This window comes from Pseudomonas sp. TE12508 (assembly GCF_056279485.1).
In genome coordinates this window covers 1-12,957 of record NZ_JBWCCN010000024.1, presented here as the reverse complement: position 1 = coordinate 12,957, position 12,957 = coordinate 1, and the positions used below count along the sequence as shown (strand labels likewise).

At 55.5% G+C, this 12,957-nt stretch carries 11 protein-coding genes; 6 read left to right on the top strand and 5 right to left on the bottom strand.

Annotation, left to right across the window (positions count from 1 at the left end; translation table 11 throughout):
* The first annotated feature begins 10 nt into the window (after nt 1–10).
* Complete coding sequence (locus ACZ9IM_RS27305; RefSeq protein WP_476225475.1) at nt 11–1,516, top strand: conjugal transfer protein TraG N-terminal domain-containing protein; 1,506 nt, start codon at nt 11–13, stop codon at nt 1,514–1,516.
* A 3-nt stretch (nt 1,517–1,519) separates the two neighbouring features.
* Here ACZ9IM_RS27305 and ACZ9IM_RS27300 read toward each other — a convergent pair whose 3' ends face one another.
* Entirely contained in the window at nt 1,520–1,879 is a 360-nt protein-coding gene (locus ACZ9IM_RS27300; RefSeq protein WP_476225474.1) for a DUF3742 family protein, read from the bottom strand.
* 211 nt (nt 1,880–2,090) lie between these two features.
* On the opposite strand from ACZ9IM_RS27300, the gene mobH reads away from it, so the two are divergent.
* Nucleotides 2,091–3,923 carry a MobH family relaxase gene (gene mobH / locus ACZ9IM_RS27295; RefSeq protein WP_476225539.1) on the top strand — a complete coding sequence of 611 codons (1,833 nt, stop codon included), beginning with the start codon at nt 2,091–2,093 and terminating at the stop codon, nt 3,921–3,923.
* 250 nt (nt 3,924–4,173) lie between these two features.
* Nucleotides 4,174–4,413, top strand: a complete 240-nt coding sequence (locus ACZ9IM_RS27290) for a hypothetical protein (RefSeq protein WP_476225473.1) — start codon at nt 4,174–4,176, stop codon at nt 4,411–4,413.
* Between the two features lie 920 nt (nt 4,414–5,333).
* On the opposite strand, the gene ACZ9IM_RS27285 is transcribed toward ACZ9IM_RS27290, so the two are convergent.
* The 3 genes from ACZ9IM_RS27285 to ACZ9IM_RS27275 all read right to left on the bottom strand — a co-directional run bounded on the left by ACZ9IM_RS27285 (nt 5,334) and on the right by ACZ9IM_RS27275 (nt 7,689).
* The gene (locus ACZ9IM_RS27285) at nt 5,334–5,822 is read right to left on the bottom strand and encodes a hypothetical protein (RefSeq protein WP_476225471.1); all 489 of its coding nucleotides are present in this window, start codon (nt 5,820–5,822) and stop codon (nt 5,334–5,336) included.
* A 15-nt stretch (nt 5,823–5,837) separates the two neighbouring features.
* Nucleotides 5,838–6,254, bottom strand: a complete 417-nt coding sequence (locus ACZ9IM_RS27280; protein WP_476225470.1) for a hypothetical protein — start codon at nt 6,252–6,254, stop codon at nt 5,838–5,840.
* Between the two features lie 670 nt (nt 6,255–6,924).
* On the bottom strand, nt 6,925–7,689 hold the full coding sequence (locus ACZ9IM_RS27275) for a tetratricopeptide repeat protein (RefSeq protein ID WP_476225537.1): 765 nt from the start codon (nt 7,687–7,689) through the stop codon (nt 6,925–6,927).
* Nucleotides 7,690–8,097: 408 nt separating this feature from the next.
* Between ACZ9IM_RS27275 and ACZ9IM_RS27270 the strand changes: the two genes are divergently transcribed.
* A complete protein-coding gene (locus ACZ9IM_RS27270) occupies nt 8,098–8,496 on the top strand; it encodes a hypothetical protein (protein ID WP_476225469.1) in 399 nt (132 codons plus the stop codon).
* 194 nt (nt 8,497–8,690) lie between these two features.
* On the opposite strand, the gene ACZ9IM_RS27265 is transcribed toward ACZ9IM_RS27270, so the two are convergent.
* Nucleotides 8,691–10,217, bottom strand: coding sequence for an MFS transporter (locus tag ACZ9IM_RS27265; RefSeq protein WP_476225468.1), 1,527 nt, complete (start codon nt 10,215–10,217; stop codon nt 8,691–8,693).
* Nucleotides 10,218–10,403: 186 nt separating this feature from the next.
* Between ACZ9IM_RS27265 and ACZ9IM_RS27260 the strand changes: the two genes are divergently transcribed.
* Both ACZ9IM_RS27260 and ACZ9IM_RS27255 read left to right on the top strand, forming a co-directional pair.
* The gene (locus tag ACZ9IM_RS27260; protein ID WP_476225467.1) at nt 10,404–11,264 is read left to right on the top strand and encodes a LysR family transcriptional regulator; all 861 of its coding nucleotides are present in this window, start codon (nt 10,404–10,406) and stop codon (nt 11,262–11,264) included.
* A gap of 220 nt (nt 11,265–11,484) precedes the next feature.
* Nucleotides 11,485–12,618 (top strand): aminotransferase class V-fold PLP-dependent enzyme, encoded by a 1,134-nt coding sequence (locus tag ACZ9IM_RS27255; RefSeq protein ID WP_476225465.1) that lies wholly within the window; start codon nt 11,485–11,487, stop codon nt 12,616–12,618.
* Nucleotides 12,619–12,957: the final 339 nt, after the last annotated feature.

Sequence of the window (12,957 nt, the reverse complement as noted above, 5' to 3'; positions counted from 1 at the left end):
GGACGATCCCATGACGCTCTATACCAACGACTACCTGGAGTATTACCTGACCCTGGTCGGGTGGATCGTCAACAACGGCATCTGGGAGCTGCTGGTCGCCAGCGGCGTGTTCGCCCTGCCCTTTTTGGCGATCATTCTCCAAGAGTGGCTCAAGGCTCGAACCGAAGGTGCCGATGAAGGCAATAAGGGCGTGCTGTCCTCGATGCGAATCGAAAACCGAGTATGGGTCGCCATCATCGTCATCATGTTCGCGGGTATCCCTTTCATTGATGTCGACCTGAATACCATCGAGTTCGACAGCACTCGCTCCACCCAATGCCAAGTCAGCGTCCCCAAGCCAGAAGACACTCGCTGGTCCAACAGCTTCACAACGCTCAACAACCAAAGCGCCAAAGTGCCCATCTGGTGGTTCTTCATGCACTCGATTTCCAAAGCTATTACGGGGGGGGCCATCGCAGCCATTCCGTGCGGTACGGACCTGCGGCAAATGCGCATGGACATTGATGCCACTCGCATCGATGACCCAATTCTGGCTCAGGAAGTAGCTGACTTCAGCAACGATTGCTATGGACCTGCACGATCCAAACTGTTCATGAACCGTCCCAATCTCAGCGACGAACAAATGGACGACATCAACTGGATTGGCTCAAAGCACTTCCTCAATACCAGTGGTTACTATGACAAGTATCACTCCAAGACACCTCGCAACCGCTGGCCATTCAATGCTGCGCGCGACGCGGGACTGGCTCAAGTACCAGGTGGTGGGGGTTATCCGACCTGCCGGCAATGGTGGTCTGATGCAGGTCACGGATTGCGATCAAGGCTTCTACAACAGGTCGACCCCGGCCTGATAATCCGACTCAGTAAATGGGCCGGTTTCCTGAGTAAAAACGAAACCGATGACGCCGTCATCCGCTCCGTCGTATCGCCACGTCAACAGACGCTGAACCAAGGACAGGTTTACTCCAGCTACGGGGGCCAGATCGACATGAAGGCGTCTAACATCGCCGCGCGTGCTGCCGCAGACTTGGGTCTGACCGTTGGATCAACGGCCTTCTTTCCGGCCATGGATGTCGTTCGCCAAGCCCTACCCATGGTCCTGTCCTTCCTCAAGATGGCACTGACCATATGCATCCCACTGATCCTGGTCATCGGCACCTACGACCTCAAAGCCCTCATGACCATCAGCTGCGTTCAGTTCGCCCTGTTCTTCGTTGATTTCTGGTTCCAGCTCGCCCGCTGGATCGACAGCACCATCCTCGACGCCCTATACGGCTGGAACTCACCGCACAGCAATTTCAACGTACTGATGGGTCTGAACAACTCCTTCGGCGATATGCTGCTGAACTTCGTTATGGCGACGATGTTTTTAATCCTCCCGACATTTTGGATTACAGCTTTGTCATGGGTTGGGCTCCGCGCAGGTGGGATGCTTCAAGGTCTGACGCAAGGAGTCGCAGAAGCAAAATCAGCCGGTTCTCAAGGTGCAGCCATTGCGAGGGGTGCGCTCAAATAGAACTTAGGGCATCTCATCGGGATCATGTGGGTCTATTCGGACTCCTGTCCGATCATAGAGACCGAAGCCAGATAGCCCATCCCTCCAATCACTTTCTTCATAATCTGACCTGAAATCAGAGTTGATGGCAGCACGGATCACAAAAACTATCGCGACAGCTATCAATGCAATCCAAAACGCGAGACACAGCAGTGCGCTGAGAACAACCGCTTTAAGAATCCAGCCGAAGATCTTTGCCACATTGATCGGCACACCGACTCGCTGCTGCCACAGCAGCGAGTTCTTTTCCAATGACAAAATGCCTCTCCAGCGATGTCCCAGCCAGCGACCAAATCGTGCCGCCTTCGTAGGTCGCTCCTCCATCTCAAACACCTCCCTGTTCGCAGACCCCTGCTGTCCATAAAAAGGGGACGACTCGCTCGCCCATTCAACGTAGCGGCCACCACGCAGATTGCCGCAGCCTCAAAAGGTAAATGGAAAAAAGGAAAGGACCAAGGGAATGGAGCACAAGGGGAAAGGCCCTACCCAAAAAGGAGAAAAATCCTTCCCCCAGACCCTGCAGACAGGAGGAAATATGCTCTCGATTTTCTATCGCAAGCCAAAACCCACTCAAAAAGACACTGCCCAAGCCGAGCAATCACCTCCCCCAGGACTCACTACTCCGATGTCAGCTCTGTCATTGCTGGCAACAAATCGCAGACAAAAATTGCTAAACCACATCTGGCAACGAACAGCCCTCTCCCGCGCTCAATTTAATAAGCTCTACCTCGATCCCATCAATCGATTCGCCGAACTTGTCCAGCTGCTTCCTGCCTCAGAAAGCCACCACCATGCCTATCCCGGCGGAATGCTGGACCATGGCCTCGAGGTTGTTGCCTACGCCTTAAAACTGAGGCAGTCCCTACTACTCCCCGCAGGCGCACAGCCGGAAACACAGATCGTCCAAGCTGAAGCTTGGACAGCAGCAATCGCCTACGCCTCTCTTGGCCACGACCTGGGCAAAATCGCTGTCGATGTGCACGTCGAATATGCCGATGGGACGCTCTGGCATCCGTGGCACGGCCCTCTGTCACGCCCCTATCGCCTGCGCTACCGAAAGGATCGCCAATACCGGTTACACGGCGCTGTATCAGGCGTACTGATCTGCCAAATACTGAACAAAGACATTCTGGACTGGCTCTGCACGTTCCCAGAACTCTGGACTTCACTGCTGTTCAACCTGGCAGGCCAACAGGAGTACGCCGGCGAACTAGGCACTCTCGTATCTCAGGCCGACCAGGCGTCAGTTGCACAATCCCTTGGTGGCGACCCAAGCGTGGCGATGACAGCTCCCAAACACGCACTGCAGCGAAAGCTATTGGAAGGGCTTCGTTACCTACTCAGCGAAGAGCTGAAAATCAATCAGCCTCAAGCCTCCGATGGCTGGCTCACCAACGACGCACTGTGGTTGGTCAGCAAAACAGTCTCAGACAAATTACGTGCACACCTACTTTCACAAGGCGTCGAAGGGATTCCTGAAAGGAACATCGCCGTATTCAACGTCCTGCAGGATCACGGTATCGCTTTGCCGAGTGCTGACGGAAAAGCCATCTGGAATGCCACCGTCACTAGTGATACCGGCTGGTCTTACAGTTTCACCTTCCTGAAATTGTCGCCGGCTCTGATTTGGGAAGCCGGAGCACGTCCAGAACCATTCACCGGAAGCGTCATCGTCGACGTAGTCGATAAGACGATCAACTCTGCCGGCACCGCCAACGTTGTCTCAAACCCGCCATCGCAACCTGCAAATGCAATAAGCCAAGCTCAGTCGAAACCCAACCCACCTGCAGCACCTGCTCTTGGAGGAGCAGCACCCGATTCAGTCGATATTTTGATGGACCTGTTCGGCTCCCCTCCTTCGTATTTTGAAGAACTAGACGCCATGGAGGACATGGAGCTTCAAGCCATACAGGCACTGACGATCCCGAACATAGTCGAACCTTCCGGAGCCCACTTCATGGAGTGGTTTACCAAGGGTGTTCAGTCACACCGCATCATCACGAATGACAAGAGAGCACTGGTCCATAGCGTCAACGACACGCTCTATCTAGTCACACCCGGTATCTTCCGACGATACGCACAGGAGTTTCCTCACTTGGCCAAAATCGCCAAGCAACAAGGCTTGTCCGACTGGGAATGGATACAGAAACGCTTCGAAGAAATGAAGCTGCATCGTAAACAACGCAGCGGCCTGAACATTTGGGTATGCGAAGTCACAGGCCCACGGAAAACAAGGCGACTGAATGGCTACCTGCTCAAATCACACGGAGGACTGCTCAACGAACTGGCACTGAACAATCCCTACCTTAGGCTAGTGAAGCCTGGCCAAACAGATGATGCGCAACCCGCTTCAGGACACACTCAGTAACCGGTTTGTGGATTGACATAGAACGCGTATGAAAGCACTTTAGGGCAATGTTTTGCTGACTCGATCAGCTACATGCCCAGCCGACAGGATCTTTCAATCGGCGCTACGGTTCAACCGTAGGATCCATCCCAATGACCGCATCGCTTCCGGTAGCGCGGTCAGTCGACTAAGTCGATGGAAGCACAATTTTTCTCACCCACAACGGGCCTTCCCGTTGTGGGTAGGCCTTTATGTTTTTTCTGGAGGCCTTATGAAAATGGAACTGGCTCTATACCAAGCGTTGATCTCCATCAACGTCCCCGAGCCACAAGCCAACGCAGTAATCGAAGCATTGGAGACCGACTTGCAGACATTAATCGCAACCAAAGCAGACGTGGCGTTGATACGAGCTGAGCTCGCTCAGCTTGAGCTCAAGCTCACAATTCGTATGGGGGTCATGCTGTCAGCAACAATCGGTATTCTGATTGCTGCGATGAAGTTTATTCATTAAAAATCTGCAACGCTGGATCTATTCCGAAGCCACCTGTCTTACGACAGGTGGTTTTTTTATGCGTGTTTAGTGGGTGGAGACTGCGGATGAAGCGCATCCGATTTTCTGAGATAACTGCCCGCGCTTGGATTTCAGATCTGCCTGAACGCTCTGTGACAAACCACTCCACAGCGTCAGCCCCGAACGTTCTTCTATCTCTTCATCGCCGAATTCTTGGTAAGCAGAAAACTATTCCCGAAAAACTGACCAGGGTTCACACGTCTCGCCGTGTCGAGACGCGAGAGTGACGCCTTTCCTGCTTCGAAGCTAAACATTTGAAAAATGGACGTGTGCGTCATGCCAAAGATGAAAGGTTCCGTGCCGCAAGCAATTGGTTTTGGCCGACGCAATCGAATCGTCAGAGGTGACTTTCATCCCATAGCTGCCGGTGGTGACCGGCAGAAATCGGCCCAGAGTGTGTAAAAACGCGTCGCCAAAATTGAAGTATGCGCATCTACGCTAAATCTGAAATTTATCGGCACGTCAGCAGATGTGGATTTCGCGTAGAAGCGCGATTTTCAGTCCGGTTTTGAGTACCTGTCGCGCTCAAAAACGTTTTTACACAGCCTCGGCCAAAAGCAGCCGCTCACAAGCGACCGTCTTCGACCGATTCTGTTGAAAAAGTCGGCCCTGGTTTCCACGTCAGAAAAGTACACGCTTGAGATTGAAATCTTTACTTTGAGTAGAGGGTTTCGGGCTCAGATTTCGCGTGGCTGCGCGTAAAAAGGCGTTTTTCAGCAGTCAGTATGCGGGCAGTCTGGAAGGACCGACTTTTTCAACAGAATCGGCTGTGGATTCAAATGTGCCTAGGAATTAGGGGCTATTCACCCTGGCCAGGGAGGGGACGGAAGGAGCCACGCTCCTTCCGCTGGTTCAGCTAGTCAGTTCGTACCAATGAAGGGGTCCCATTGGATGAAACGTGTCGATGGCCGAAGTCCTCCAGAGGTCACCTTGACCTGGATCTGGTACGTGGACTGAGACGATGCGTTGCGAGCCAGGCCCACCCAATAGTTTCCAGCGGCACCGACTTGCATCGGGTAGCCATCGCTGCCGAACACGCTGCCCTGGGAAATTTGGAAGCCGGTGATGGACACCGTGTCGCCAGCGTTCTGATCGATCGGTACCACCTCGAAGCCGATGTAGTCCCCGATGTTGCAGTGGGTGCGTAGTTCCAGCGTTCCTTCGCCGCTGCTGTCATTGCTCAGACGATTGTCGAACATGTACACACCGGTGGAAATGTTCCCGCCACCAGTGCCCAGTACATATGAGGTATCGATGGCAATGGTGATTGCGGTTTGCGGATTGGCGATGCCGGCAAGCACCTGCGAATCAGCAACCCAGACCTGGGCAGTACTTTTTTGGCCACTCATTGTCGTGCTCCTTCCTTAGGCAGAGACAGTCACGCTGGGGTTGAGCTTCACGGTGATACCGGAGCCGCCCGCCACCTGTACGTTGAGGGATACCGGGTAGGACGCGGTACCTGCGTTCTGCACGGTGCCGGTATACGCGCTCGGGTTATCCGAAGCGGTTTGCGGCTGGCCACTGAAGCCCCAGGCGTTCGAGTTACCGAAGGCGGCAATGGAGACCTGCGAGGTCGACTTGGGATTGATCAGGAACACTTGCCAGCAGACATTGCTGCCTTTGGACGCAGCAGTATTTAGGTTGGCGGTGCCTTCGTTGGTGGTGCCAGCAGAGATACGGTTATCGACCAGATAGACCCCCGCGGTGGAGCCATTGGTCACTGCATTGTCGTCGACCCAGATTTGCACCTGGACGTCACAACTGGTGGTAGGAATTGCCATGAGAGAACTCCTTGTAAGGTTTCGACGCAAGCGTCGGGCGTGCCCTATGTCGACCCCACACACTTACCTGCAGGCGTGGTGCCGCACCACCTTGAGCCTTGTGGTCGCGAGGACCTTGGCAAAGCATCTCGGTCAGGCGAGTGGGAAGATAGACCAAGCAAAGAAAGGCAACTTGCCATTACGCTATTAGCGCTAGAGTCGTTCGAAATAACTACCGCGACAGAAGCCTCAAATCGCCTTGGGGCGGCTTGGCGAACCCGCGGAATACAAGGTTCTCGAGCCTGCAGGCATGGCAACCTCAATGCCGAAACGGCTGGCGATGGCCTTGCGCCCGCTCCTCGGCAAGGTGTCAGTACACGGCTGTCCACGTCCTGGGGTCAGCCACTGGCGCTTGACGGCCGGAATCGCCCGGTTTGAAACTCCCCTTATGGCCGGTTTCTGCCTGTCGCCAAAGGCTGCAACCGACCGATTCTGTTGAAAAAGTCCGGCTTGGTTTCCACGGCAGAAACGTACGCGCCTGAGATTGAAACCCTTGCTTTTAGCAGAGGCTTCAGGTCTCGGATTTCACGTAGCAGCGCGTGCAAAAAAGGTGTTTTCACCCATCAATATTCGAGCATTTTGGGCAAACCGACTTTTTCAACAGAATCGGCCAAAAGAAGACACCAGAAACTCAACCGTGCACCAGGTAGGCCCCTGATGGAACCCGATATCGCAGCTTCTTGCATTTGCCCGGTGCAGGCTGATGCCCCGGCGGACGATCAGGAAACCAGATTCGGCATTTACCCGGAGGTGGCATATGGCCGCGGGGAATCTCAACCTCACCGTACGAAGGATCTGGCTCGACATTAACCATTTGCAATTGTCCTTCGGGCCCGGCTCCGCCAGCCGTCGGTGCATCCGAAACCCGATTTGCCTCTACGCGAGTGAAGTTGTCAGCGTCGCGCCCAGTGTTCTGAGTGGATTGCTCAACAACCGTCATTTCCGCTTCGCGGCGCCTTTGGCTCTCCTCTGCCAACCCCTTCTGTACTGCGACCAGGTTCTCTTTGGCATTGGGTGGGGTACCCGAAGACTGGGCCTGCTGCGCCGCCTGGATCAATTGGAAGTTGCGGTTGCGCAACTCGACGTTGCGACCCACCCGCATGTTCGAGCGCACCGCCAAGGTTTCAGCCTGCTGGTACTGCCCCTGCTGAAGACGCAACACACCGAGGTAATGCAGCGTCGCGGGATTGTTCGGCTGGATATGCAGGGCACGCTCCAGCGTGGCGGCGGCCTGATCCAGTTGGCCATGTTCATACTGCCGCGAGGCGGTTTCGATCAGGGTCGTTGATGCGCTGTTGCTTTGCGCAGGCGCTCTTCGCTCGGCAGCAAACGAACAAAGCGACGCGACGGCGCAGAACACCAGAATGAGACCCGGCAGAAAACTCTTGGTTGGCATCAGGGGGCGGACTCGAGTGAATTCGGACGGCACTGCCGTAAAACAGACCACAGCGCTGCTCGGCAATTCCAATACCGGGCCGCTATTGACCTGGCCAATACCCTGAAGTTCCTGCGGCAACGACCGTCGCAACCAGCATCATTTTTTACCATCCCAACATCTAAGCATGAGCTATTGCTGCACTTCGCGCAGAGCAGAAAACGGCCAGAAGCGGGCATCGAGAAAGCAAACTTCAAAAATGGTCGAATACTGAGAGCGTTGGCTAGTTAAGCAACGGTTCCCTAGAACTTTTCCCTATTTATCGGTCTATGTGGATAGGTACATTCGCCAGGTAAGCACGCCTCCCCGCAGGCTTCCCACTGCCAGATGGCCACACGCCCAATTGTCAATCAGAGGTTGTCTTCGCTCATGAAATTCCATGTCCCACGGATGGTGCTCTTCGGCCTTTTCGCGTTCGCGGCAGTGGGCTCGGCATCAGCCACACAGATGAAGACCTCAACCCCTGTTTTCGCAACTGAAGCTCCAGCCGTACAGGCTCCTGTCCAGGCCGCCGGCAACCCTTGGCCGACCTTGGCGAGTATGGCCGGCAAGCAACCAGGGTTGTTGCTTGCCCATGACGACCGATACTGGCATGACGGCCGTTGGCATGATCGTAGAGACAATTGGCGCCGAGACGACTGGCGCAGAGATCAGTGGCGTAGAGAGCAAGCCCGCCGAGACGCTGAACGCCATCGTGATTGGGAGCGCCACCAGGATCGAGCCATGCGGCACCGTTACAAGGATGCTCACGGTTACTATCGTCGCTAGTGCGAAGCCCCGGAACAATCCACCTGCAACACGGGGCGATACTGCCAGCCTGCAAAACCAAGACTCAAATCGGTCCGAAATAGCAGTGCTCGCACACGTCGACGAGCTACGAATCAGATGTTTGTTCAGCGCTTCCCAAGTGAGTCAGACACTTTTTCAACAGAATCGGCCAAAAGCGGTCCTTCAAACTACAGTCACTGCTGAGAACGAACGGCTTTGCTCGAACGAAAGACCAGGCAACTCGCCGCCACTAGCACCCACGCAGCAATACCGCCATACAGCATCACCCAGCCAAACCCGTGCGCCAAAGCTGCGTTGGCGACATCGACCGAAATCGTAGTCCCCTGGCCAGTCTGCGCCAACACAGCAGTGTTGCCGGCAGAAATATTCTCCGCCAGCAACCGTAGTTGCACATCATCGGGCGAGCCATTTAACTGATTGCGCAGGGAAGACAGGATGCCTTCCACCAAGATGAATCCCATAAGCGCGATGTTGATGGCAAGACTGATCATACGAGCGCTGATATCGATGCCCGATGCCATGCCAGCACGCTCACTGGGCACCGATCCGGTGGTGGTATTGGTAACCGGCGTATTGGTCAGCCCCAGTCCGATCCCGGCAATCAGGCAGCCTGGAAGCATTGTCAACCAGCTGGCATGCGTGACACTGCTGCCCCATTTCATCAGCAGGAACCCCAGACCTATGGTGAACAAGCCTGCGGGAATCACCACGTCAGGTCGATAGCGCAGCGTCAGCCGTTCGCCCAACGGGGGGACAACCAGCGTCGGCAGCGTATAGGCCAGCAGTGCCAGGCCGGTGCCGACACTGGCGTAACCCAGGCTATTTTGAAAGTAGAGAGGCAGGTAAATCATGAATGGCCAGAAGCTAAAGTTCATGCCTGCCGACCCTAGCAAGGCACCTGAGAAGCGGCGGATCCGGAATACAGAGAAGTCGAACATCGGATCGACATAGCGTTGCTGCGCGACGACAAAGACGATGAAGCTGACCATCGCCACAACCAGGCTGGCAATGGCCGAACCGCTGGAGAAACCCACCCCCGCTCCCTGAGTGATGAACCAGGAAAGACCTAACACTGCCAGCGATAACGAAATAATGCCCAACACATCCAGCCTGCGACGCTGCGGATCGCGTGATTCGTCGACACCGGCGATTACCAGCACCAGCGCAAGCACCGCAATAGGTGCATGCACCAGAAACACCCATTCCCAACTCGACACCGCCACGATAGCTGCGCCAATAATCGGACCGAACCCCAAACCGATGCCGAACACGATCCCCCAGGCACTGAAAGCTTTGCCACGCGCAGCTCCCGACTGGAATCGGTGAGACAGCACTGCCACCTGACAGATCAGCATGGCACCACCGGACATACCTTGCAGGAATCGGCTTGCGATCAACACGCTAGCGCTTTGCGCCCATCCGCAGCCCAGTGAGGTAATGCCGAAAAGCACCAGGCTGATGACAAACACCCGCTTGCGTCCATACCGATCCGCCAATGTGCCGGTGGCCATCAGCACCGTGGTGCAGGCGATAGTGTAGGCATTCATGATCCACTGCATATCTTTGAAATCGCTGCGCAGAACCGATTCAAGAGTGGGCAGGATTGCCGGTACGCTCGAGATTTCCAGGCCGAACATCAGCGAGGCCAGGCAAACAGCGGCTATTGTGAAAGCATCTTTTTGCGAAGACGAGAACTGCATCGTGATCTTCCAGATCAAGTTGATGGGCACTGGCAAGACCGCTCTGAACATCGTCAGAGGGAGATAGCCTCGCCAGCGTCACCAGACATAACTCCAAGTGACCGGCCGCATTCTGGAAGTAATTAAAAAATGACAGAAATGATTTAATTTCGTAAGTTTTATTAATTTTCGTCATGAGTTGACTTAATGGACTTCGACCCAGCTCTATTGCGTGCTTTTGTCGCGATCAAGGAGACCGGTAGTTTCACTCGTGCCGCAGAGCGGCTGCACTTGAGCCAGTCAGCGATCAGTCATCAGATCCGGCGTTTGGAAGAACAGGCCGGTACCGCGCTGCTGATACGCACCACTCGACGTTTGACGCTGACAGAAGATGGCGAAGATTTTCTGCGCCATGCCGAACAAATCCTCAGAGCACAAGACGCCCTCTCCCAGCGTTTCGAAGCGTCGCCGGTATCCGGGGCCGTGCGTTTCGGTGTGCCAGAAAATTTTATCGGCGACGGCCTGCCACCGTTACTGACTCGGTTCGCCAGACAATTTCCCGCTGTACGTCTGGATGTAACCGTCGGCACCTACCTCGATCTGCGCGCGCAGGTCGATGCCGATGGGCTCGATCTGGCCGTGGTCATGGCATTGCCGGGCAGCCAGGCCGGCGGTACCGTGCTGCGCGAAACCCGGTTTGTCTGGGCTGCTGCGCATAATTTCGACTTTACTGGCGATGCTCCTTTGCCGCTGGCGTTCTCACCAGCGCCCTGCTTACACCGCCAGGTGGCCGTAGATGCGTTGAAGAGTTCCACCGTGGATTGGCGTGTCGCCTTTACCTCTCCAAGTCAACAAGGACTGCGGGCGGCGGTACTGGCGGGGCTTGCCGTCACCGCTCTACCGCTGGGCGATCTAGAGCCCGGTATGGTGGTGATTGACGGTCAGTATGGCCTGCCACCGCTGCTGGATGCTGATTTCAGACTTATATGGAGTGTCACGGGAAAGACGCCCGCGGCCAATGCATTTGGACAACTGCTGGTGGAGATGTCTGAGTCACCATTGATCTAGAACAAGCGGACTGCCATCGGCATTCCAGGAATAAGTGCCCTGTTGATTGCGAATGGTTTCTTTGGATCATTTCCGGCCGCTCCTGACAGGCAGCGATCGGCCCAGAGTGTGTAAAAACCCGCTCGACAGAAGTCGCAATACAATCCCGAGCAATCTTGTCATTTGCCAAGGCTTAGGGCAGGGTCGATACCACTGAGATCTCTGCCAAAGGAGTCACCCCATGTCAAAGCTATATCCCAGTATCGATCCCGAGGGGCTGCTCGAGTACTCAGTGGTCTACACCGACCGCTCGCTCAACCACATGTCGCAGTCATTTCAAGGCGTGATGAAGAACATTTCCAGGACCCTGAAACAGGTCTACAACGCCCAGGCTGTTGCGGTGGTCCCAGGCAGCGGCACATTCGGCATGGAAGCGGTGGCGCGACAGTTTGCCACCGACCAGCAATGCCTGGTTATACGCAACGGCTGGTTCAGTTATCGCTGGAGCCAGATCCTTGAGATGGGCAACATCCCCGCGGCCACCACAGTGCTGAAAGCCCGACCGGTCGACACTGGTCGCCAGGCTGCCTACGCCCCACCCCCTCTGGACGAAGTGCTGGCAGCCATTCACGCGCAGAAGCCGCAGATTGTCTTCGCCCCCCACGTTGAAACCTCATCAGGGATTATCCTGCCCGACGAGTACCTGCGGGCCGTCGGCGACGCCGTGCATGCGGCGGGTGGCCTGTTCGTGCTGGACTGCATCGCCTCAGGCACGCTTTGGGTTGATATGCAGAAATGCGCAGTCGACCTGCTGATCAGCGCACCGCAGAAAGGCTGGAGCGCCTCCCCTTGCTGCGCCCTGGTGATGCTCAGTTCTTTGGCCCTCGAGCGCATCGAACAGACGCATAGCAGCAGCTTCGCCTGCGACCTGAAAAAGTGGCTTCAGATCATGCAGGCCTACGAACAGGGCGGACATGCCTACCATGCGACCATGCCCAGCGATTCCCTCGCACGATTTAACGACGTGATGAAAGAGACGCAAGCCTACGGTTTCGACAAGGTCCGCGGCGAACAACAGGCTCTGGGCGATCGGGTGCGCGCAATGTTGACCGGCAAAGGCATCAAAAGCGTGGCCGCAGCCGGCTTTCAGGCCCCTGGCGTAGTGGTGAGCTACACCGATGATGCCGACATCAAGAGCGGTAAGAAATTTGCCAACCACGGCCTACAGATCGCCGCCGGAGTGCCGTTGCAATGCGACGAGCCGGCCGACTTCCAGACCTTCCGCATCGGTCTGTTCGGACTCGAAAAGCTGCACAATATCGAGCGCACGGTCAGCACCCTCGAGCAGGCACTGGACGAGGTGATGGCTAACTAAGCCCTCATCTTGCCCGCAGCACATACCGAACTTGTGAATTCTGGGAAGGCATCCAGCCCTGGGCACTGCCAGCCGATGGCGCTGATCTTCGACGAATATGACGCTGGTCGCCCGGACGTCATGTTAAAACTATAAGGGAAAGCCCGTGCACGCGTCTTACTGACACGTGCGTCCTTCAGCGTTATCAGAAAAGGTTTCCAATGAAGCCTTTCACGGGGCGGATGATTGGCTGCTGTATAACTTGAATCGACCCAATATAGATAGTCCGTCCCACCTTCATCGATACTGGTAACGGTTGGCAGGTAGCTGTCAGCGAGGGTGGAACATGCACCTGTAGAC